We start from the raw sequence: 19,693 nt of genomic DNA, 5'->3' as shown, positions 1-19,693 counted from the left end.
TCAAAAAATTCAGATTGATCCATGCCCGTCAACCGGAATGCCCTGATTCGTTATAAAACGCTGGATGCCTGTCTGCGAAACCGGCAACGCAAATGGACGCTGGACGACCTGATTGAGCGGGTTTCGGAAGCACTTTACGAGTACGAAGGGATTGACAAAGGAATCAGCCGACGGACCATTCAGGCCGACCTGCAACTGATGCGGAGCGACAAACTCGGTTATTTTGCGCCGATCGTCGTTCTGGAGAAAAAGTATTATACGTACGAAGATCCCGCCTACAGCATTACCAACATTCCGCTGTCGGATGGCGATTTGCTGCGCATGAATGAAGCCGTTGAGGTGTTGAAACAATTCAAAGGGTTTTCTCACTTTTCGTCGCTGAATGAAGTCGTTCAGAAACTCGAAGACCACGTGTACTCGACGGGCCGGAAGTCGGCCCCGGTTATTGATTTTGAGAAGAACGAAGGGCTGAAAGGGCTGCATTTCCTGGAAGAACTCTATCAGGCGGTTATTCAGAAAAAGGCCCTTCAGATCCGGTACCAGTCGTTTGTTGCACGATCTCCCCAGCTCTTCACTTTTCATGTCTGGTGGTTGAAAGAGTTTAAGAACCGCTGGTTTGCGGCCGGTGTGCAGAAAGGGAAAGATAAGCAAGGGATCATGCACTTAGCACTGGACCGCATGGTGGCTATCAACCCAGCATCCGATACGGATTATATTCCGAATGAGATGACGGATGCTGATGGGTATTACCGCGATGTGATCGGGGTTACGGTCAGTGAAAATCTGCGTGCTGTTCCAGTAAAACTGTTTGTAAGCCGTCTGCACGCTCCCTACGTGGAAACCAAACCGCTTCATCATTCCCAGCAGGTGCTGGAACGGCGGGACGAGGGTATTGTCATTCAACTCCGGGTGCAACACAATTATGAATTGGAAAAAGAGATTCTGGGTTTTGGGGAGGGGATGATCGTTCTGGCCCCCGAGCGGCTTCGTGTGGCCATCCGGCAGCGTCTGCAGGCGGGTCTGGATGCGTATGCCGCTGTGTAAAGCCCATCGCAGCCGCCGGAACCGGTGTCGTCCTGAAGAATCGGTTTGAAAACCGGTATTGCTTTCATTTCCTGACTATTAACTTTTGCAATAGTCTTTACAATACTTTTGCTTTTCCATCCCCGATTCCCTATCTTTGCGCTCTGATTCGCGAAAAGTGCCTTTTTGATACCAACAAGTTGCTTTTTCGGATCCCTGCAATTGTACATTAACTTCTGTAATTATACTTCATTATGGCAACTGATCTTCGATACCTGCGAAACATTGGTATCGCTGCCCACATCGACGCCGGTAAAACGACTACCACCGAGCGGATTCTTTATTACTCCGGGGTCAGCCACAAAATCGGCGAAGTACACGAAGGGGCCGCTACCATGGACTGGATGGAGCAGGAACAGGAACGAGGAATCACCATTACGTCGGCAGCGACTACCGTCAACTGGAAATACCGCGACCAGAACTACCACGTGAACATCATCGATACGCCGGGTCACGTTGACTTTACGGTGGAAGTGAACCGTTCGCTGCGGGTTCTGGATGGTCTGGTGTTTTTGTTTAGTGCCGTAGATGGGGTTGAACCTCAGTCGGAAACCAACTGGCGTTTGGCCAACAACTACAACGTAGCCCGTCTGGGTTTCGTGAACAAGATGGACCGCGCCGGTGCTGACTTCCTGAACGTTTGTCAGCAGGTGAAGGATATGCTCGGCAGCAATGCCGTGCCGCTGCAATTGCCAATCGGGGCCGAAGATAACTTCAAAGGTGTAGTCGATCTGGTGAACTTCCGCGGTATTCAGTGGAACGAACACGATAAAGGCATGACGTTCCAGGAAGTTCCGATTCCGGACGACATGCTGGAAGAAGCGAAAGAATGGCGCGAAAAACTCCTCGAAGCCGTTGCGGATTACGACGAGTCGCTGATGGAGAAATATTTCGAAGATCCGGAATCGATCACGGAAGACGAAATCCTGACCGCCCTGCGTCAGGCGACCATCGAGATGAAAATTGTTCCGATGTTGTGTGGTTCATCGTTCAAGAACAAAGGTGTTCAGACGATGCTCGACTACGTGATGTCGTTGCTGCCTTCTCCACTCGATAAACCGGAAATTAAAGGAACCAACCCCGATACGGATCAGGAAGTCATTCGTCATCCGAACGAAACCGATCCGTTTACGGCTTTAGGTTTTAAAATTGCCACTGACCCCTACGTAGGACGTCTGTGTTTTGTACGGGTTTATTCCGGTATTCTGGATTCCGGTTCCTACGTTTTGAACACGCGTTCGGGCAACAAGGAACGGATTTCGCGGATTTTCCAGATGCACGCCAACAAACAAAACCAGATCGACAAACTGCGGGCTGGTGATATTGGTGCCGTCGTTGGGTTCAAGGACATCAAAACGGGCGATACGCTTTGTGATGAGAAACACCCGATCGTACTGGAATCCATGGTCTTCCCGGATCCGGTTATTGGATACGCCATCGAACCGAAGAAAACGGCTGATCAGGATAACTTCTCGAAAGCCATTGGTAAACTGATCGAAGAAGATCCGACTTTAAAAGTAGAGACGGATGAAGAAACCGGTCAGACGATTATCCGCGGTATGGGTGAGTTGCACCTTGAAATTATCATCGACCGGATGCGTCGTGAATTCAAAGTGGAAGTCAACCAGGGTGCTCCGCAGGTAGCCTACAAAGAAACGTTGACGAAGAGCTTCGAACACCGCGAGCTTTACAAGAAGCAAACGGGTGGTCGTGGTAAATTTGCCGATATCGTGTTCGAAATCATGCCGGGCGAAGAAGGCAAAACCGGTCTGGAGTTTATAAACGGTATTGTGGGTGGGGTTATTCCGCGCGAATTCATCCCATCGGTCGAAAAAGGATTCCGCGAAGCCATGTCGACGGGTCCGTTGGCGGGCTATCCGCTGGATTCGATGAAAGTTCGCTTGTTCCACGGTTCTTTCCACGACGTTGACTCCGACTCTCTGTCGTTTGAACTGGCAGCGCGTCTGGGCTTCCGGGAAGCGGCTAAAAATGCCGGTCCTAAACTACTGGAACCGATTATGGCCGTTGAAGTACTGACGCCGGAAGAATATACCGGTCCGATCACGGGTGACTTAAACCGTCGTCGCGGTATCATGAAAGGAATGGATTCACGGGCTGGTTCGCAGGTAATCAAGGCTGACGTTCCGCTGTCGGAACTGTTCGGTTATGTAACGGATCTGCGTACGATGTCGTCAGGGCGTGCCACAGCCAACCTGACATTCGCACACTACGAACAAGTGCCGACTAACCTGGCAGAAGGAATCGTAGCGAAAGCAAAAGGAGCCGTTAGAGCTTAATGATTGAATCATAGATGACCAATGAACAGTCTGTAAGGCATTGTTCATTGGTCATTAAATAAAAACCGCTGCTGGAGTAAATGGTTCTTTCGGCAGAGGCTCACGTGTCGGTTAACTACCGGCTATTATAACCAGAACCACAACTTGTCATGAATCAAAAAATTCGGATTAAACTGAAGTCCTTCGACCACATGCTGGTCGACAAGTCGGCTGAAAAAATCGTTAAGGCAGTAAAATCAACGGGTGCTATCGTGAGCGGTCCGATTCCCCTGCCGACCGAGAAAGAAATCTTTACGGTTCTGCGGTCTCCGCACGTCAACAAAAAATCACGGGAGCAATTCCAGCTTTGCACCTACAAGCGGTTGGTGGATATTTACTCAACCAGCGCCAAAACGGTCGATGCCCTGATGAAACTGGAACTTCCGAGCGGGGTCGATGTTGAGATCAAAGTATAACGCTAAGAATCTTCAGTAACTTTTGGTAAAAAAGTTTTTTGAAGTCATAAAATAGCGTACCTTTGCAAGCCGAATTTAGAATTAAGAGCAAAGACATACCTCGGGTGAAGGTCCTTCACGGAAACCGCATCTGACTAATTTAGTACGGTAACACAGGCATTTGTGTCAACCGAGCGAAAAGGTCAGGTGGAACACGCCTGGCCTTTTTTGTTTTTAATTTGCTCGGAATCATTGGAATAAAGTAAAATACGGTTTGGAATAAAAGTTAGTAATTCCTACCTTTGCACTCCGATTTTTTCGGGTTGAAACTATAAATTCCTGCTTTACAACCACTTATTTATGTCTGGTTTAATTGGAAAGAAGATTGGGATGACCAGTCTGTACAATGCTGACGGGCAGGCTCTGGCATGTACAGTTATTGAGGCTGGTCCCTGTGTCGTTACACACGTAAAAACGCAGGAGAACGACGGCTATCAGGCTGTTCAGTTGGGTTACGGCGAGAAGAAAGAAAAACGTACAACCAAGCCATTGCTGGGGCACTTTAAAAAGGCCGGTACGACGCCAAAGCGCAAGTTAGTTGAGTTTAAAACATTCGAAAAAGAGCTGAGCCTGGGTGAAACCCTGCAAGCCGCGGATGTTTTTGTCGAAGGCGATTTCGTTGATGTCGTCGGAACGGTAAAAGGTCGCGGATTCCAGGGCGTTGTAAAACGTCACGGTTTCGGTGGTGTCGGTGGACAAACCCACGGTCAGCACAACCGCGCTCGTCACCCGGGTTCTATCGGTGCCTGTTCATTCCCTTCACGGGTTTTCAAAGGCATCCGGATGGCCGGTCGCATGGGTGGCAACCGGGTGAAAGTTCAGAACCTTCGTGTTTTGAAAATACTGTCAGAACAAAATCTGATCGTAGTGAGCGGCTCGGTTCCGGGCGCAAAAAATTCGTTCCTCATTTTAGATAAGTAAATCATGGAGGTAGCAATTTATAACTCGAAAGGCGAGGATACAGGCAAGAAGATCACCTTGTCTGCTGAAATCTTCGGAATTGAGCCAAGCGAGCACGCGATCTACTTAGACGTGAAACAATACCTGGCCAACCAACGTCAGGGAACGCACAAGGTAAAAGAACGTGCCGAGAATGCTCACTCGACTCGTAAAATCAAGAAGCAAAAAGGTACGGGTGGTGCTCGTGCCGGTTCCATCAAATCGCCGGTATTCGTTGGCGGTGGAACCATCTTCGGTCCCCGTCCGCGTGACTACTCGTTCAAACTGAACAAGAAAGTAAAGCAACTGGCCCGTAAATCAGCGCTTGCCGCCAAAGCACAGGGTAACAGCGTTTCCATCCTGGAAAACTTCACCCTGGAAGGCCCCCGTACGAAGTCATACATTGAGTTTTTGACCGGTTTTGAAGCTTTGAATACGAAAACGTTGCTGATTCTGCCCGAGGTAGACACCAACGTTGTGCTGTCGAGCCGTAACCTGCAAAAAGCGAAAGTCGTAACGGCTGACAACTTGAATACGTATGATTTGATGCACGCCGACCGTCTGCTGATTGCTGAAGGGGCTTTGTCGAAACTAGAATCTCTTCTCCAGTAATTGATTATGGAAAACGTACTGAAAAGACCGATCATTACCGAAAAAGTGACGGCCCAGAATAAGAAGGGACAATACGGTTTTGAGGTGTCGATGAATGCCAATAAAATCGAAATCAAAAAGGCTGTCGAGAAATTGTATGGCGTTACGGTGAAGGAAGTCAATACGATGCGTTGCTTCGGACACATGAAGTCGAAGAGCACGAAGAAAGGCGCTGTTACGGCAGGCCGGACGTCAACCTGGAAGAAAGCAATCGTGACGGTTGCCGACGGGGAGATCATCGATATTTACGCTGAAGCATAAGGCAACCCAACCACGAACGACTAAACGAAGTAGTTAGGAATCATGGGAGTTAAGAAACTGAAACCAACAACCCCGAGTCAACGTTTTCGCGTGGCCCCGGACTTTGCCGAGATTACGACGGACAAACCGGAACGGAGTCTGCTGGTATCGATAAAGAGATCAGGTGGCCGGAACAACCAGGGTCACCGTTCAATGCGCTACATTGGTGGCGGTCACAAGAAACAGTATCGGATTATCGACTTCAAACGCGATAAGGCTGATGTACCGGCAACGGTTAAAACGATTGAGTATGATCCCAACCGTTCGGCTCGGATCGCTCTGTTGTTCTACGTTGATGGGGAAAAGCGTTACATCATTGCCCCTCAAGGCATCACGGTTGGACAGCAGGTCATTTCAGGCCCGTCCGTTCCGCCGGAAGTTGGAAACGCCCTGCCATTGTCGGCCATGCCGATTGGTACCATCGTTCACAACGTGGAGCTGAAGCCTGGTAAAGGAGCCGCTATGGTTCGCAGCGCCGGAACCTACGCCCAGTTGGTAGCCCGCGAAGACAAATACGCGATTCTGCGGATGCCTTCGGGTGAGCAGCGGATGGTATTGGGAACCTGCATGGCAACCGTCGGCTCGGTGTCTAACCCGGATCACATGAACGTGAGCATGGGAAAAGCCGGTCGGAACCGTTGGTTAGGGATTCGTCCCCGCGTCCGTGGTGTTGCCATGAACCCCGTCGATCACCCGATGGGTGGTGGTGAAGGTCGGGCATCCGGTGGTCATCCCCGGTCACGTACCGGTCTGTACGCAAAAGGCAAGAAGACCCGCCCGGTGAACAAATATTCAGATCGTCTGATCATTAGTAAACGAAAAAAATAAGAGGTAGATGGCACGCTCACTCAAAAAGGGTCCCTACATAGATTTTCGTCTGGAAAAGAAGGTGGACACCATGAACGATGCAGGCAGAAAGTCTGTAATCAAAACCTGGTCCCGCCGTTCAATGATCTCTCCGGATTTCGTTGGCCACACGTTCGCCGTACACAATGGCAATAAGTTCATTCCAGTGTATGTCACCGAGAATATGGTGGGTCATAAATTAGGCGAATTTTCGCCTACCCGTAACTTCCGGGGGCACGTTGCGAAGAAAGACAAAGGCAAACGGTAGAATTGTTTAATGTTTAAAGTTTAAGGTTTGAAGTGTTCGTTAAACGTTAAACTTTAGACCTGAAACCAGAAAAAATGGAAGCAGTAGCAAAGCTAAAAAATGTGCCTTCGTCTCCTCGTAAAATGCGGCTGGTAGCCGATATGATCCGGGGTCAGAAGGTTAGCAAAGCATTGGGTATTCTGCGTTATCAACCCCAGGCCGGTGCAGCGCTGCTGGAAAAGCTGGTGCTCTCGGCGGTTGCTAACTGGCAGCAAAAAAACGAAGATGAACGCGCCGAAGACGCTGATCTGTACGTAAAGACGATTTTCGTCGACGGCGGTCGGATGCTGAAACGTCTGCGTCCTGCTCCTCAGGGTCGTGGTCACCGGATTCGCAAACGCTCCAACCACGTTACGATCGTGATTGAGAGTGCCGCCGGATCTCTTACGGTTGCACCAGTAGTTTCAACAGAAAACGCAGAATAACAAGACAATAAAATGGGACAAAAAGTAAACCCCGTTGGTTTTCGGCTTGGTATCGTCAAAGGATGGGATTCAAGCTGGTATGGCGGCAAAGAGTTTCCTGATAAGCTGGTTGAAGACGAAAGAATTAGAAAATATATTCAGGCACGTATCCCGAAAGGATCAATAGCCCGGGTTGTTATCGAGCGGACGTTGAAGCGCATTACATTGACCATTCACACGGCACGTCCGGGTATTGTGATCGGTAAAGGCGGTGGCGAAGTCGATAAGATCAAGGAAGAGCTAAAGAAAATTACCGGCAAAGACGTTCAGATCAACATTTTCGAAATCAAACGTCCGGAAATTGATGCTAAACTGATCGGTGAAACGATTGCCCAACAATTGCAGGCGCGTATTTCGTACCGCCGGGCCATGAAACAGGCGATTAGCTCAGCGATTCGGGTTGGCGCTCAGGGAATCAAAGTTCGCGTATCAGGTCGTCTGGGCGGTGCTGAAATGGCCCGTACGGAAGAGTACAAAGAAGGTCGGGTGCCCCTGCACACACTTCGGGCTGATATCGACTACGCCATCTCGGAAGCACAAACGATCTACGGAAAAATCGGTATCAAAGTTTGGGTATTCAAAGGTGAACTTTACGGCAAACGTGATTTGTCACCAGCGGCTCAAATTACCGCAGCGCAGTCCGATCGCGGTAACGACCGGGGTGATCGTCGCAACGATCGCGGAGACCGTCGCGGAGAACGCGGTGGTGAAGGCGACCGGGGTGATCGTCGCCGGGGACGCAATGATCAAAATCGTGGTGGCGGTGCCGGTGGTGGCGCTCCGCGTGGTCAGGGCGGACAAGGTGGAGGCCCACGTGGCGGACAGGGCGGAGGTCAACGTGGTGGTCAGGGCGGAGGCCCGCGGCCGGGCGGTGGCGGAGGTCAAGGTGGTGGCCCACGCAAAAGATAGTAAGAACATCGGACGTCATACCAGGCACGTCCTTTAGATACGACTAAAGATGTTACAACCAAAAAGAACCAAGTTTCGTAAGCAGCAGAAAGGCCGTGTGAAAGGCATTGCCGGACGGGGTCACCAAATCGCTTTCGGATCGTTTGCCATCAAGTCGCTGGAACCCGGTTGGATTACAGCCCGTCAGATTGAAGCGGCCCGTATTTCCGTCACCCGTGCCATGAAACGTGAAGGCCAGGTTTGGATCCGTATTTTTCCAGACAAGGTGATCACGAAGAAACCAGCCGAAGTACGGATGGGTAAAGGAAAGGGAGCTCCTGAGTATTGGGTAGCTGCCGTAAAACCGGGCACCATTCTGTTCGAAGCAACTGGTGTTCCCCTGGACGTAGCCAATGAGGCTCTGCGTTTGGCGGCTCAAAAGTTACCGATCAAAACAAGATTCGTTGTTCGTCGGGATTATCAGGAAACAGAAGACTAATCAGTCATGAAAAAGAACGAGATCAAGTCGCTGACGGTTGAACAATTGAATGAGCAGGTAGCGGCTGAGAAAGATCGCTTGCAAAAATTAAAGTTTGCGCACGCCATTTCGCCCATCGAGAACCCGATGCGGATTCGCACCACGCGTAAATTGATTGCTCAATTACTGACCGAGCTGACTGTTAAAGAAAACGCCAGCTAATTAAACGGTATCGACTCATGGAGCAGCAAGAAAGAAATTTAAGAAAAGAAAGAATTGGTAAGGTGGTAAGCAACAAGATGGAAAAATCCATCACGGTTGCAGTCGATCGGAAAGTGCAGCATCCCATTTATGGAAAATTCATGCACCGTACGAAGAAGTTCATGGCCCATGACGAAAAAAATGAATGTGGAATCGGTGATACGGTTCGCATCATGGAAACCCGTCCGCTGAGCAAGAACAAATGTTGGCGATTAGTCGAAATCATTGAAAAGGCGAAGTAATCATGATCCAGCAAGAATCACGTTTGGGCGTAGCCGATAATAGCGGTGCCAAAGAAGTACTCTGTATTCGGGTACTGGGTGGAACCGGCAAGCGTTTCGCTACGGTTGGAGATAAAATTGTAGTGACGGTTAAGCAGGCGCTTTCTTCGAGTAACATGAAGAAAGGTACTGTTTCGAAGGCGGTCGTCGTTCGCACCAAGAAAGAAATTCGTCGGAAAGACGGTTCCTACATCCGGTTTGAAGACAATGCAGCCGTCCTGCTGAACAACAATGACGAGCCGCGCGGTACCCGCATTTTTGGGCCCGTTGCCCGCGAATTGCGCGAGAAGCAGTTTATGAAAATCGTTTCTTTGGCTCCAGAAGTATTGTAACCCATGAAGAAAGTAGCAGACAAGCCTGCGAAGTTACACATCAAAAAGGGAGACGCTGTGAAAGTGCTCTCTGGTAACTCGAAGGGCCAAACCGGCACCATCCTGCGCGTTTTGGTCGATAAGCAACGCGCCGTGGTTGAAGGAGTGAACATGATCACCAAACATGTGAAACCCTCCGCAGCCAACCCACAGGGAAGTTTGGAGAAACGCGAAGGAACAATCCACATCAGTAACCTGATGGTGATTGACCCCGCCACCAAAGAACCGACCCGGACCGGCCGTAAACTGAATGACAAGGATAAGTTGCAACGGTACTCGAAAAAGACCGGTAATTTTATCTAATCGATTAGAAATCAGGAACGTATTAAACAGATACGAAAGTGGCAACACCGAGGCTGAAAGAGAAATATACAAACGAGATCGTGGCCCAATTGAAAGAAAAGTTTCAGTACAAAAGCGTAATGCAGGTACCGAAACTCTCTAAGATTGTTGTAAACAAAGGGATTGGGGCCGCCGTCGCTGACAAGAAGTTAGTCGATGTAGGTGTCGAAGAACTGACGATGATTACAGGCCAGAAAGCAGTGGCAACCATTGCGAAAAAAGCCGTCTCTAACTTTAAGCTGCGCGAAGGCATGCCGATCGGCGCTAAAGTAACCCTGCGCGGAGAGAAGATGTACGAATTTCTGGATCGTCTGACCGCTGTCGCTCTGCCGCGCGTTCGTGACTTCAAAGGAATTAGTGACAAAGGCTTCGATGGCAACGGAAACTACACGTTCGGTGTCCAGGAGCAGATTATCTTCCCGGAAATCACGATTGACAAAGTAAGTCGGATTTCAGGAATGGATATCACGTTCGTCACCACGGCGAACACGGATGAAGAAAGCTTTGCATTGCTAAAGGCCCTGGGCATGCCCTTCGCCGGCGGTAAAAAATAACGCATAACGCGAATAAAAACATGGCAAAAGAATCCATCAAAGCAAGAGAGCGTAAGCGGATTGCCTTAGTTGCGAAATACGCTACCAAGCGTGCCGCACTGAAAGCTGCCGGAGACTACCTCGGGTTAGACAAACTGCCGAAGAATGCTTCGCCGGTACGTCTGCACAATCGGTGTAAGTTAACGGGCCGCCCTCGCGGGTACATGCGGAAATTTGGTATCTCCCGCGTGACGTTCCGTGAAATGGCATCGGCCGGTAAGATTCCGGGTGTAACAAAGGCAAGCTGGTAACTTTCACGCCATCTTAGCGATTATCGAAACAATTCCCTAATTTTGCAGGCCCGTTCAAAACGGCTAATCCGTCAGCGAGGTTTGCAGTTACTAATCAGGAGGAAATGAATACTGATCCCATAGCAGATTATCTGACTCGCATCAGAAATGCGATCCGCGCCAAGCACCGGGTCGTGGAAATTCCTGCTTCCAATATAAAGAAGGAGATCACTAAGGTACTCTTTGATAAAGGCTTCATCCAGAACTACAAGTTCGACGAGACGGGCCCGCAAGGAAGTATTAAAATTGCACTGAAGTACAATCCGGTTACGAAACAACCTGCTATCGTTGATTTGCAGCGCGTGAGCCGCCCGGGTCTGCGTCAGTACAAAGGAGCTACGGACATTCCGCGGATTCTGAATGGCTTAGGTGTCGCCATCGTCTCTACCTCGAAAGGGGTGATGACGGACAAGGAAGCCCGGACGCTGAACGTAGGCGGTGAAGTGTTGTGTTACGTATATTAATCAGAAACTATGTCACGCGTAGGTAATAAATCCATTGCACTGCCCGAGAAAGTGTCAGTTTCGGTCGAGAACGGTAACACAGTTACGGTGAAAGGCCCGAAAGGGGAACTGTCGCAGAGCATCAACCCGGATATCAAATTAGAGATCGCCGACGGAGAACTGAAAGTGATTCGCCCGAATGATCAGAAGCGTTTCAAAGCCTTGCACGGTTTGTACCGCGCCTTGGTCAACAATATGGTAACGGGTGTTAGCACCGGGTATCGGTTGGAACTCGAAATCGTCGGTGTTGGTTACAAAGCCGTTGCAACGAACAATATTCTGCAATTGACGCTGGGGTATTCACATGATATTTATGTGGCCATCCCGACGGAGCTGAAGGTAACTTCCGTAACGGAAAAAGGGCAAAACCCGAAGGTCATTCTGGAAGGAATCGATAAGCAACTCATTGGCGATGTTGCGGCTAAAATCCGCTCGTTGCGGAAAGTTGAACCGTACAAAGGGAAGGGTATCCGCTTTGTGGGCGAGAAAATTCGTCGGAAAGCTGGTAAGTCTGCTTCCAAGAAGTAATAGGTGAACCATATAATAAGCACAGGCGAAAATGGCTGTCACGAAAGAAAGCAGAAGACTGCGTATTAAGAATCATATCCGGAACAAGGTTTCCGGAACGGCTGACCAGCCGAGACTATCCGTCTTCCGGTCAAATGCCCGTATCTATGCCCAAATCATTGACGACGAAAAAGGCCACACGCTGGTCAGCGCTTCATCAATCGAGATTACCGGCAATGATAAGAAAGGCGTTAACGTCGAACTGGCAAAACAGGTTGGACAGGCTTTGGCAGAGAAAGCAACTACCAGCGGTATTTCCAAGGTAGTTTTTGATCGGAATGGGTATTTATATCATGGTAAGGTGAAAGCTTTGGCCGACGGTGCCAGAGAAGGAGGCCTTAAATTCTAAGCAAAACAATGGTAACCAATACAAGACCTGCTAAAGTTAACGAGTCTGAACTGAAAGAACGCGTTGTCGCTATCAACCGCGTTGCCAAGGTGGTGAAAGGTGGTCGGCGTTTTAGCTTTGCGGCCATCATCGTAGTCGGCGACGGCAACGGCGTGGTTGGCTACGGCCTCGGTAAAGCGAACGAAGTAACGGATGCGATTGCCAAAGGAATTGAAGATGCGAAGAAAAACCTCGTTCAGGTTCCGTTGTTGAAGCACACGGTTCCTCATGCGATGGAAGGCAAGTTCAGCGGTGGTTTTGTTCTGCTGAAACCCGCTTCGGCCGGTACGGGTGTTATCGCCGGTGGTGCGATGCGTGCGGTATTGGAAAGTGCCGGTATCCGCGACGTATTGGCAAAATCGAAGGGTTCATCCAATCCGCACAATGTGGTGAAGGCAACCATCGACGCGCTGCTGAAAATGCGCGCTCCGCATCAGGTCGCCTTCCAGCGTGGGGTGAAACTGAGCAAAGTTTTTAACGGATAAGAATCCTTAACAACGGCAAGAAAATGGCACGGGTTAAAATAACACAGGTTCGCAGCATCATTAAGCGGCCGAAAACACAGAAACTGGCGATCAAGTCGCTTGGTCTGGGTAAAATCAACCGCAGCGTTTCGTTGGAATACAATGACGCAGTTGGTGGGATTATCCGTAAAATTCAACATTTAGTTACTGTAGAAGAAATTTAAGATTATGAATCTGAATACACTTAAACCTGCGGAAGGATCAGTCCGGCAGCGCAAGCGAGTAGGTCGGGGTACGGGTTCTGGGATGGGTGGAACATCAACCCGTGGCCATAAAGGTGCCCAGTCGCGTTCCGGTTACAGCGCTAAGAAAAACTTCGAAGGAGGTCAGATGCCTCTGCAGCGCCGGGTACCGAAATTCGGCTTCAAAAATATCAATCGGGTTGAATATAAGCCGATTAACCTAGACACACTTCAGCAGTTAATTGAAAGCGCCGGCATTACTTCCATCGATATCGATGTGCTAATGCAACACGGGTTAGCCGGTAAAAACGACAAAATAAAGATTCTGAGCCGGGGTGAAATTTCGTCAGTCGTGGAAGTGAAAGCACATGGCTTTTCGCAGAAAGCGATTGAAGCAATTGAGAAAGCAGGCGGTAAAGCAATCAAGCTCTAATCGGCTTGTTCGTTCATGAGTAGATTTAGCCAATATTTCTTCGTAAATTTGGTGACTTTTTTCGGACGAGCAGCTTGATACACTAATGAAACGATTCATCACGACCCTTCAGAATATCTTTTCGATCGAGGAACTGAGAACCCGCATTCTCAACACGTTGTTGTTTGTGACGGTTTTTAGACTAGGGTCTCAAATTGTATTGCCAGGGATCGATCCGACGAAATTAAACCTCAATCCGCAGGGACTCCTGGGATTGCTGGAAACGTTCTCGGGTGGAGCCTTCAGCAAAGCATCTATTTTTGCTTTGGGAATCATGCCGTATATCTCGGCATCGATTGCAATTCAGCTTTTGACGCTGGCCCTGCCTTACTTTCAGAAAATGCAGAAAGAAGGAGAGTCGGGCCGGAAGCGTTTAAATCAGATTACCCGTATCCTGACCATTTTCGTGACGGCGGCTCAGGCGATTACGTATTTGACGACGACCATTCCGGGCGAAGCCATTATGATCAACAAGGCCACATTCAATATTGTGTCTGTTGTTGTTTTGACGGCCGGTACCATTTTTTGCATGTGGCTGGGTGAGCGCATCACCGATAAGGGAATCGGGAACGGGATTTCGATGCTGATCATGATCGGTATTGTGTCGCGGTTTCCGGGTGCCGTATACGGAGAGGCTTTGTCCCGCGGATCAGGAGGAGCTTTACTGTTCGTCCTTGAAATCGTTGCTCTGTTCTTTGTCGTAATGGGTGCGGTGGTACTGACACAGGCGGTTCGCCGGATTCCGATTCAGTATGCCAAGCAGGTTGTTGGGAACAAGGTAGTGGGCGGTCAACGTCAGTATCTTCCCCTGAAGTTGAATGCCGCCGGTGTCATGCCGATCATTTTTGCCCAGGCACTGATGTTCGTTCCGTCACTGGTTGCTTCGTTGTTTGCGGAGAAGAGCGATTTGGCCGGTTCGGTACAGACGGTTTTCGCCGATTATACCTCGTGGCAGTATAACGTGTTGTTCGCCGTTCTGATTATCGTCTTTACGTTTTTCTACACGGCGATTTCGGTTAACCCGAATCAGATTGCGGATGACATGAAACGGAGCGGAGGTTTTATTCCCGGTGTTAAACCCGGTTTTATGACTTCTGAATACATCGGTCAGGTTTTGGACCGGATTACGTTACCGGGAGCGCTGATGCTGGCTATTGTAGCGATTTTGCCGGCTGTTGCGTCTTTGCTGGGAATGACTCGCAACTTCTCGCAGTTTTTCGGAGGTACGTCGCTGTTGATTATGGTGGGCGTGGTGCTGGATACCTTGCAGCAAGTTGAAAGTTATCTTCTGATGCGTCGTTACGAAGGCCTGATGCAGTCAGGACGCGTAACGGGCCGCACGGAGAGCATAACGGCTTAACGAAATGATTTACCTGAAATCAGACGCCGAAATAGAGCTGATGAAAATCAGCGGGCAGGTTCTCGGCAAAGCACATGCCGAAGTAGCCAAACGGATTCGTCCGGGTGTGACTACGAAAGAACTGGATCGCGTGGCTGAGGAGTATATTCGCGACAACGGTGGTATTCCTTCTTTCAAAGGATTCAACAACTTCCCGGCTGCTTTGTGTATTTCGGTCAATGAGACGGTCGTACACGGTTTTCCGAGTAAGTACGAACTGAAAGAAGGTGATATTATTTCGATCGATTGTGGCGTAAAACTGAACGGATACCATAGTGATAGTGCGTATACCTATCCCATTGGAGAAATTAGCCAGGAAGTTCGTGATCTGCTGATTCGTACCAAACAATCCCTGTATTGCGGTATTGAAAAAGCAACGGAAGGAAACCGGATCGGCGATATTGGGTATGCCGTGCAGAGTCATGTAGAGAAGTTTGGCTATTCAGTGGTTCGGGAGCTAGTGGGTCATGGACTCGGAAAGAGCCTCCACGAAAGCCCGGAAGTGCCGAATTACGGCAAACGTGGACAGGGCGTCAAGCTGAAAGAAGGCATGGTTCTGGCCATCGAGCCGATGGTAAATCTCGGCAAGAAAAGCATTGTTCAGGAACGGGATGGCTGGACCATCCGAACCGCCGACCGAAAACCGTCTGCTCATTACGAACACTCGGTTGCGATCCGGAAAGGCCAGGCCGAAATTCTGACGACGTTCCAGTACATTGAAGAAGTAACGGCCAATACCAGCTTAATGATTGAAGTCAACGAAGTGACCATAGCGTAACGAATGGCAAAACAGACATCCATCGAACAAGACGGTACCATTGTAGAAGCACTCTCCAATGCCATGTTTCGGGTACAACTCGAAAACAAGCATGAAGTAGTGGCTCATATTTCCGGGAAAATGCGGATGAATTACATTAAGATTCTGCCCGGCGACCGGGTGAAATTGGAAATGTCGCCGTATGACCTGTCCAAAGCACGAATTGTTTATCGGTATAAATAAGGTTTAAAGTGTACGGTTTATGGTTTACGGTGGGCTGACATTGTGCAGCAACAACCGAAAACTGAAAACCGAAAACTGAAAACCGTAAAACGGAGAGTAAAACCATGAAAGTCAAGGCGTCGATTAAAAAGCGCAGTGTTGATTGTAAGGTGATCCGCCGGAAGGGGAAGCTTTACGTGATCAATAAGAAGAATCCTAGGTATAAACAAAGACAAGGTTAATCACTGAATATGGCACGTATTGCAGGGGTTGATATTCCCGACCGGAAACGCGGTGAAATTTCGTTGACTTACATTTTTGGCATTGGCCGTAGCTCAGCGCAGAGAATTCTGAATAAAGCAGGTGTATCTGTTGATAAGAAGGTGAGCGAGTGGAACGACGAAGAGTCGAATGCCATCCGGACCATCATCAGCGCAGAACACAAGGTTGAAGGGGCACTGAAATCGGAAGTCCAGTTGAACATCAAGCGATTGATGGACATTGGTTGCTACCGGGGTCTGCGTCACCGGAAAGGCCTGCCGGTTCGTGGCCAGCACACGAAAAACAACTCCCGCACGCGGAAAGGTAAGCGTAAGACGGTAGCAAATAAGAAGAAAGCAACTAAATAATGAGTTTAAGGTTTGAGGTTTAACGTTTAAGGTTTTTCGCAAAATGCTTTAAACCTTAGACGTTAAACGTTAAACGATCAACTAGAAATGGCTCAGGCAAAACGCAAAGACAAAGCGAAAAAACGGGTAGTAGTCGTTGAACCCGTTGGTCAGGTACACATCCGGGCTTCGTTCAATAACATTATCATTTCCATTACGAATAGCTCGGGACAGGTAATCTCGTGGGCATCGGCCGGTAAAATGGGCTTCAAAGGCTCCAAGAAAAACACGCCGTATGCTGCTCAGACTGCCGCTCAGAACTGTGCTACCGTAGCCCACGATCTGGGTATGCGCAAGGCAGAAGTGTTCGTAAAAGGTCCCGGTTCCGGTCGTGAATCCGCCATCCGGACGATCCAGAACACTGGTATTGAAGTAATGTCCATCAAAGACATTACACCACTGCCACACAACGGCTGCCGCCCTCCGAAACGCCGTCGCGTTTAATCATTACTTTTAATTCTGCGGGTTGCGTTGAGCAAGCCGCTTCACTTAATGAATACGGGCAGGCGACATTGGGTTGTGTCTGTTCATCGTTTTTCGTTATTCATTCTCAGTACAAATGGCAAGATACACAGGCCCTAAGGCCAAGATTTCCCGCAAGTTTGGTGAGCCGATTCTCGGCCCCAGCAAAGCCCTGCAAAAGAAAGCCTACGCTCCCGGACAACACGGGCGCGGTCGGAAACGGAAACAGTCAGAATATGCTGTTCAGTTGCAGGAAAAACAAAAAGTAAAATACATCTACGGTATTCTGGAACGTCAGTTCCGGGGCTTGTTCCACCGGGCCGTTGTTAAACAAGGCATCACCGGTGAAAACCTGCTGAAACTTTGCGAAGCACGTCTGGACAACACGGTTTACCGTCTAGGCATTGCCCCAACCCGCCGGGCTGCCCGCCAATTAGTCTCTCACAAACACATTGCCGTTGACGGCGAAGTGGTCAATATAGCTTCTTACTCATTGAAACCCGGTCAACTGATCAGCATTCGTGAGAAATCGAAGTCACTTGAAGCCGTGACAACCAGCCTGTCGGCCCGGAATCCGAAGCGCTACAACTGGTTGGAATGGGATCAACAACAGTTGCAGGGGGTGTTTACCACCTACCCGGAACGCGATCAGATTCCTGAGAACGTGAACGAGCAACTGGTGGTTGAATTGTATTCTAAGTAACAGTTTTGGTTTTCGGTATACGGTTTTCGGTTTTCAGTTAGATTGCAAAGTGACCGAACCCGCTACCCTGCGTAAACCGTATACCGAAAACTGTACACTGCATTTCATTAGTTGAACGGTTAAAAACAAATTCGTATGTCAATATTAGCGTTCCAAATGCCCGATAAAGTTGTCATGGAGCGAGCTGACGACTTTCACGGGTTGTTTGAGTTCAAGCCACTCGAAAAGGGCTATGGCGTGACCATAGGGAATGCGTTGCGGAGAATTCTGCTGTCATCGCTGGAAGGCTATGCCATTGCCAGCGTACGATTCCCTGGCGTACTGCACGAGTTCTCATCCATAGAAGGCGTCGTTGAAGATGTTACCGAAATTATCCTGAACCTGAAAATGGTTCGGTTTAAGAAAGTTTCGGACATGGTCGACAACAAAATTACCGTTACGATCAAAAATCAGTCGGTGTTAAAAGCCGGCGACATATCAAAATTCACCGCGTCGTTTGAAGTACTGAATCCTGAACTGGAAATCTGTCACATCGACGATACGCGTGAGCTGGAAATGGAAATTCACGTGGAGAAAGGCCGGGGGTATGTGCCTGCCGACGAGCCACGTGCCAACGAACTGCCTTTCGGACACATCCCGATCGACGCCATTTATACGCCGATCAAGAACGTCCGTTACAGCGTTGAAAACACGCGGGTTGAGCAAAAAACCGACTACGAACGGTTGTTGCTGGACATCGAAACCGACGGTTCCATTCACCCGGAAGAAGCCCTGAAAGGCGCAGCTACCATCCTGATTCAACACTTCATGCTGTTCTCCGATCAAACGATGACGTTTGAAACCGCGAAAGCCGAAGAAGACAACGTGGTTGATGAAGAAATGCTGCACATGCGGAAGTTGTTGAAAACTCCGCTGGCTGATCTTGATTTGTCCGTACGGGCTTACAATTGCTTGAAATCTGCCGATGTGAAGTCACTGGGTGACCTGGTGAAACTGGAGATTTCAGATATGATGAAATTTAGAAACTTCGGTAAGAAGTCGCTGACTGAATTGGAACAGTTGGTGGCCGAAAAGAACCTGACTTTCGGCATGGACATTACCAAATACAGATTAGACGAGGACTGATACCATGAGACACGGTAAAAAAAATAATCACCTTAGCAGGACCCATTCACACCGGACGGCAATGCTGTCGAACATGGCATCCTCGCTGATTCTGAGCAAGCGCATCGAGACGACGGTTGCCAAAGCGAAAGAACTGCGGAAATACGTTGAACCCCTGTTGACCCGCGCCAAAGACGATTCGTACCAGAACCGCCGGGTTGTTTTCTCGTACCTCCAGAACAAGGAGACGATGAAAGAACTGTTCAACGTCGTATCTGACAAAATCTCGAACCGGCCGGGTGGCTACACCCGGATCATCAAACTGGGCAACCGGTTGGGTGACAACGCCGAAACCTGTATCATCGAACTGGTCGACTTCAACGAAACGATGTTGACGGCCGTTGACGAGCAAAAAGCAACCCGGACCCGTCGTGGTCGTCGGGGTGGCCGGAAAGCCGACGAAACCGTTGCAGCCGCACCGGTAGCCGAAGCAAAAACCGAAACCGCTCCCGCTGTCGAAGCAGCCCCGGAAGCGGCCGCTGATGATCTGGCGCTGATCGAAGGCGTTGGCCCGAAGATCGCTGAAGTGCTGGTAAACGCCGGTGTGACAACGTTCGCCCAGGTAGCCGATATGACCCCGGAAGCCATCAAGGAAATCCTTGACAACGCCGGATCTCAATTTGCTTCACACACGCCGGAAACCTGGCCACAACAGGCTGCTCTGGCCCGCGATGGCAAATTCGACGAGTTGAAGACCCTGCAGGATGAATTGAACGGCGGTCGACCCAGCTAATTAATCATTGTGAAGAGCGAACTCAAATACCAAATAGAGGGTTAACCGTAACGGGTTAACCCTT

General features: G+C 49.4%; 32 protein-coding genes. All 32 read left to right on the top strand.

Going from position 1 to position 19,693, the window contains the following annotated elements:
* The first annotated feature begins 21 nt into the window (after window positions 1-21).
* The 32 genes from F0P93_RS14275 to rplQ all read left to right on the top strand — a co-directional run bounded on the left by F0P93_RS14275 (window position 22) and on the right by rplQ (window position 19,629).
* Window positions 22-1,044 carry a helix-turn-helix transcriptional regulator gene (locus F0P93_RS14275; protein WP_150877050.1) on the top strand — a complete coding sequence of 341 codons (1,023 nt, stop codon included), beginning with the start codon at window positions 22-24 and terminating at the stop codon, window positions 1,042-1,044.
* A 233-nt stretch (window positions 1,045-1,277) separates the two neighbouring features.
* Window positions 1,278-3,380: an elongation factor G gene (gene fusA / locus F0P93_RS14270; RefSeq protein WP_150877049.1), complete on the top strand. Its 2,103-nt coding sequence runs from the start codon at window positions 1,278-1,280 to the stop codon at window positions 3,378-3,380.
* Between the two features lie 149 nt (window positions 3,381-3,529).
* On the top strand, window positions 3,530-3,835 hold the full coding sequence (gene rpsJ / locus F0P93_RS14265) for a 30S ribosomal protein S10 (RefSeq protein WP_114406391.1): 306 nt from the start codon (window positions 3,530-3,532) through the stop codon (window positions 3,833-3,835).
* Window positions 3,836-4,174: 339 nt separating this feature from the next.
* Window positions 4,175-4,795 (top strand): 50S ribosomal protein L3, encoded by a 621-nt coding sequence (rplC, locus tag F0P93_RS14260; protein ID WP_114406390.1) that lies wholly within the window; start codon window positions 4,175-4,177, stop codon window positions 4,793-4,795.
* A gap of 3 nt (window positions 4,796-4,798) precedes the next feature.
* Window positions 4,799-5,425, top strand: a complete 627-nt coding sequence (rplD, locus tag F0P93_RS14255) for a 50S ribosomal protein L4 (RefSeq protein WP_150877048.1) — start codon at window positions 4,799-4,801, stop codon at window positions 5,423-5,425.
* Between the two features lie 6 nt (window positions 5,426-5,431).
* The gene (gene rplW / locus F0P93_RS14250) at window positions 5,432-5,725 is read left to right on the top strand and encodes a 50S ribosomal protein L23 (protein WP_114406388.1); all 294 of its coding nucleotides are present in this window, start codon (window positions 5,432-5,434) and stop codon (window positions 5,723-5,725) included.
* Window positions 5,726-5,767: 42 nt separating this feature from the next.
* Entirely contained in the window at window positions 5,768-6,592 is an 825-nt protein-coding gene (gene rplB / locus F0P93_RS14245; RefSeq protein ID WP_114406387.1) for a 50S ribosomal protein L2, read from the top strand.
* A gap of 7 nt (window positions 6,593-6,599) precedes the next feature.
* On the top strand, window positions 6,600-6,878 hold the full coding sequence (gene rpsS / locus F0P93_RS14240; protein WP_114406386.1) for a 30S ribosomal protein S19: 279 nt from the start codon (window positions 6,600-6,602) through the stop codon (window positions 6,876-6,878).
* A 74-nt stretch (window positions 6,879-6,952) separates the two neighbouring features.
* Window positions 6,953-7,342 (top strand): 50S ribosomal protein L22, encoded by a 390-nt coding sequence (gene rplV / locus F0P93_RS14235; RefSeq protein WP_114406385.1) that lies wholly within the window; start codon window positions 6,953-6,955, stop codon window positions 7,340-7,342.
* Window positions 7,343-7,354: 12 nt separating this feature from the next.
* Window positions 7,355-8,290 (top strand): 30S ribosomal protein S3, encoded by a 936-nt coding sequence (rpsC, locus tag F0P93_RS14230; protein ID WP_150877047.1) that lies wholly within the window; start codon window positions 7,355-7,357, stop codon window positions 8,288-8,290.
* Window positions 8,291-8,339: 49 nt separating this feature from the next.
* A complete protein-coding gene (gene rplP, locus F0P93_RS14225) occupies window positions 8,340-8,768 on the top strand; it encodes a 50S ribosomal protein L16 (protein ID WP_114406383.1) in 429 nt (142 codons plus the stop codon).
* Between the two features lie 6 nt (window positions 8,769-8,774).
* A complete protein-coding gene (gene rpmC, locus F0P93_RS14220) occupies window positions 8,775-8,969 on the top strand; it encodes a 50S ribosomal protein L29 (RefSeq protein ID WP_114406382.1) in 195 nt (64 codons plus the stop codon).
* A gap of 17 nt (window positions 8,970-8,986) precedes the next feature.
* Entirely contained in the window at window positions 8,987-9,250 is a 264-nt protein-coding gene (gene rpsQ, locus F0P93_RS14215; RefSeq protein ID WP_038119974.1) for a 30S ribosomal protein S17, read from the top strand.
* Window positions 9,251-9,252: 2 nt separating this feature from the next.
* Entirely contained in the window at window positions 9,253-9,621 is a 369-nt protein-coding gene (gene rplN, locus F0P93_RS14210) for a 50S ribosomal protein L14 (protein ID WP_111626186.1), read from the top strand.
* Between the two features lie 3 nt (window positions 9,622-9,624).
* Window positions 9,625-9,963 carry a 50S ribosomal protein L24 gene (rplX, locus tag F0P93_RS14205; RefSeq protein WP_138993097.1) on the top strand — a complete coding sequence of 113 codons (339 nt, stop codon included), beginning with the start codon at window positions 9,625-9,627 and terminating at the stop codon, window positions 9,961-9,963.
* A 38-nt stretch (window positions 9,964-10,001) separates the two neighbouring features.
* On the top strand, window positions 10,002-10,556 hold the full coding sequence (rplE, locus tag F0P93_RS14200; protein WP_114406379.1) for a 50S ribosomal protein L5: 555 nt from the start codon (window positions 10,002-10,004) through the stop codon (window positions 10,554-10,556).
* 20 nt (window positions 10,557-10,576) lie between these two features.
* Window positions 10,577-10,846: a 30S ribosomal protein S14 gene (rpsN, locus tag F0P93_RS14195; protein ID WP_114406378.1), complete on the top strand. Its 270-nt coding sequence runs from the start codon at window positions 10,577-10,579 to the stop codon at window positions 10,844-10,846.
* Window positions 10,847-10,950: 104 nt separating this feature from the next.
* On the top strand, window positions 10,951-11,349 hold the full coding sequence (gene rpsH, locus F0P93_RS14190) for a 30S ribosomal protein S8 (protein WP_114406377.1): 399 nt from the start codon (window positions 10,951-10,953) through the stop codon (window positions 11,347-11,349).
* Window positions 11,350-11,358: 9 nt separating this feature from the next.
* Window positions 11,359-11,916, top strand: a complete 558-nt coding sequence (rplF, locus tag F0P93_RS14185; RefSeq protein WP_150877046.1) for a 50S ribosomal protein L6 — start codon at window positions 11,359-11,361, stop codon at window positions 11,914-11,916.
* Between the two features lie 31 nt (window positions 11,917-11,947).
* Entirely contained in the window at window positions 11,948-12,304 is a 357-nt protein-coding gene (gene rplR / locus F0P93_RS14180; protein WP_114406375.1) for a 50S ribosomal protein L18, read from the top strand.
* Window positions 12,305-12,312: 8 nt separating this feature from the next.
* Entirely contained in the window at window positions 12,313-12,828 is a 516-nt protein-coding gene (rpsE, locus tag F0P93_RS14175; protein ID WP_114406374.1) for a 30S ribosomal protein S5, read from the top strand.
* Window positions 12,829-12,851: 23 nt separating this feature from the next.
* Complete coding sequence (rpmD, locus tag F0P93_RS14170; RefSeq protein ID WP_114406373.1) at window positions 12,852-13,031, top strand: 50S ribosomal protein L30; 180 nt, start codon at window positions 12,852-12,854, stop codon at window positions 13,029-13,031.
* A 4-nt stretch (window positions 13,032-13,035) separates the two neighbouring features.
* The gene (gene rplO / locus F0P93_RS14165; RefSeq protein ID WP_150877045.1) at window positions 13,036-13,482 is read left to right on the top strand and encodes a 50S ribosomal protein L15; all 447 of its coding nucleotides are present in this window, start codon (window positions 13,036-13,038) and stop codon (window positions 13,480-13,482) included.
* Window positions 13,483-13,567: 85 nt separating this feature from the next.
* Window positions 13,568-14,881 carry a preprotein translocase subunit SecY gene (gene secY, locus F0P93_RS14160; protein WP_138993100.1) on the top strand — a complete coding sequence of 438 codons (1,314 nt, stop codon included), beginning with the start codon at window positions 13,568-13,570 and terminating at the stop codon, window positions 14,879-14,881.
* Between the two features lie 4 nt (window positions 14,882-14,885).
* Window positions 14,886-15,698: a type I methionyl aminopeptidase gene (gene map, locus F0P93_RS14155; RefSeq protein WP_150877044.1), complete on the top strand. Its 813-nt coding sequence runs from the start codon at window positions 14,886-14,888 to the stop codon at window positions 15,696-15,698.
* A 3-nt stretch (window positions 15,699-15,701) separates the two neighbouring features.
* A complete protein-coding gene (gene infA / locus F0P93_RS14150; protein WP_114406369.1) occupies window positions 15,702-15,920 on the top strand; it encodes a translation initiation factor IF-1 in 219 nt (72 codons plus the stop codon).
* A 104-nt stretch (window positions 15,921-16,024) separates the two neighbouring features.
* Window positions 16,025-16,141, top strand: a complete 117-nt coding sequence (gene rpmJ / locus F0P93_RS14145; protein ID WP_091512700.1) for a 50S ribosomal protein L36 — start codon at window positions 16,025-16,027, stop codon at window positions 16,139-16,141.
* Window positions 16,142-16,150: 9 nt separating this feature from the next.
* Window positions 16,151-16,528: a 30S ribosomal protein S13 gene (rpsM, locus tag F0P93_RS14140; protein WP_114406368.1), complete on the top strand. Its 378-nt coding sequence runs from the start codon at window positions 16,151-16,153 to the stop codon at window positions 16,526-16,528.
* Between the two features lie 87 nt (window positions 16,529-16,615).
* Window positions 16,616-17,011 carry a 30S ribosomal protein S11 gene (gene rpsK, locus F0P93_RS14135; RefSeq protein WP_114406367.1) on the top strand — a complete coding sequence of 132 codons (396 nt, stop codon included), beginning with the start codon at window positions 16,616-16,618 and terminating at the stop codon, window positions 17,009-17,011.
* Between the two features lie 115 nt (window positions 17,012-17,126).
* Window positions 17,127-17,732: a 30S ribosomal protein S4 gene (rpsD, locus tag F0P93_RS14130; RefSeq protein WP_114406366.1), complete on the top strand. Its 606-nt coding sequence runs from the start codon at window positions 17,127-17,129 to the stop codon at window positions 17,730-17,732.
* Window positions 17,733-17,867: 135 nt separating this feature from the next.
* The gene (locus F0P93_RS14125) at window positions 17,868-18,857 is read left to right on the top strand and encodes a DNA-directed RNA polymerase subunit alpha (protein ID WP_150877043.1); all 990 of its coding nucleotides are present in this window, start codon (window positions 17,868-17,870) and stop codon (window positions 18,855-18,857) included.
* 4 nt (window positions 18,858-18,861) lie between these two features.
* The gene (gene rplQ / locus F0P93_RS14120) at window positions 18,862-19,629 is read left to right on the top strand and encodes a 50S ribosomal protein L17 (protein WP_150877042.1); all 768 of its coding nucleotides are present in this window, start codon (window positions 18,862-18,864) and stop codon (window positions 19,627-19,629) included.
* Window positions 19,630-19,693 lie beyond the last annotated feature (64 nt).

It is taken from the genome of Larkinella humicola, assembly GCF_008727875.1.
Lineage (GTDB): Bacteria > Bacteroidota > Bacteroidia > Cytophagales > Spirosomataceae > Larkinella > Larkinella humicola.
Note: the sequence above shows the minus strand (reverse complement) of the source record. Positions and strands in the feature narration are given on the sequence as shown.